The organism is Streptomyces sp. NPDC107575 (assembly GCF_055657265.1).
In genome coordinates this window covers 1,421-2,837 of sequence record NZ_JBVKBG010000021.1, presented here as the reverse complement: position 1 = coordinate 2,837, position 1,417 = coordinate 1,421, and the positions used below count along the sequence as shown (strand labels likewise).

Here is a 1,417-nt window from a genome sequence, read left to right as displayed (position 1 = left end):
CAACACAGTGGACGCGAGCAACTGAGGACAAGCCCTCGGCCTATTAGTACCAGTCACCTCCACACCTTGCGGTGCTTCCAGATCTGGCCTATCAACCCAGTCGTCTACTGGGAGCCTTAACCCCTCAAAGGGGGTGGGAATACTCATCTCGAAGCAGGCTTCCCGCTTAGATGCTTTCAGCGGTTATCCTTTCCGAACGTAGCCAACCAGCCATGCCCTTGGCAGGACAACTGGCACACCAGAGGTTCGTCCGTCCCGGTCCTCTCGTACTAGGGACAGCCCTTCTCAATATTCCTACGCGCACAGAGGATAGGGACCGAACTGTCTCACGACGTTCTAAACCCAGCTCGCGTACCGCTTTAATGGGCGAACAGCCCAACCCTTGGGACCGACTCCAGCCCCAGGATGCGACGAGCCGACATCGAGGTGCCAAACCATCCCGTCGATATGGACTCTTGGGGAAGATCAGCCTGTTATCCCCGGGGTACCTTTTATCCGTTGAGCGACGGCGCTTCCACAAGCCACCGCCGGATCACTAGTCCCGACTTTCGTCCCTGCTCGACCCGTCGGTCTCACAGTCAAGCTCCCTTGTGCACTTACACTCAACACCTGATTACCAACCAGGCTGAGGGAACCTTTGGGCGCCTCCGTTACCCTTTGGGAGGCAACCGCCCCAGTTAAACTACCCATCAGACACTGTCCCTGATCCGGATCACGGACCCAGGTTAGACATCCAGCACGACCAGAGTGGTATTTCAACGACGACTCCCTCGATACTGGCGTACCGAGTTCAAAGTCTCCCACCTATCCTACACAAGCCGAACCGAACACCAATATCAAACTGTAGTAAAGGTCCCGGGGTCTTTCCGTCCTTCTGCGCGAAACGAGCATCTTTACTCGTAGTGCAATTTCACCGGGCCTATGGTTGAGACAGTCGAGAAGTCGTTACGCCATTCGTGCAGGTCGGAACTTACCCGACAAGGAATTTCGCTACCTTAGGATGGTTATAGTTACCACCGCCGTTTACTGGCGCTTAAGTTCTCAGCTTCGCCACACCGAAATGTGACTAACCGGTCCCCTTAACGTTCCAGCACCGGGCAGGCGTCAGTCCGTATACATCGCCTTACGGCTTCGCACGGACCTGTGTTTTTAGTAAACAGTCGCTTCTCGCTGGTCTCTGCGGCCACCCCCAGCTCAAGCAGCAAGTGCTATCACCAGGTGTGGCCCCCCTTCTCCCGAAGTTACGGGGGCATTTTGCCGAGTTCCTTAACCATAGTTCACCCGAACGCCTCGGTATTCTCTACCTGACCACCTGAGTCGGTTTAGGGTACGGGCCGCCATGAAACTCGCTAGAGGCTTTTCTCGACAGCATAGGATCATCCACTTCACCACAATCGGCTCGGCATCAGGTCTCAGC

The 1,417-nt window shown here is 55.7% G+C and carries 1 rRNA gene (only partly in view); it reads right to left on the bottom strand.

Going from position 1 to position 1,417, the window contains the following annotated elements:
- Nucleotides 1–23 precede the first annotated feature (23 nt).
- A 23S ribosomal RNA gene (locus ACZ7L4_RS42900) occupies nt 24–1,417 on the bottom strand (it continues 1,371 nt past the right edge of the window).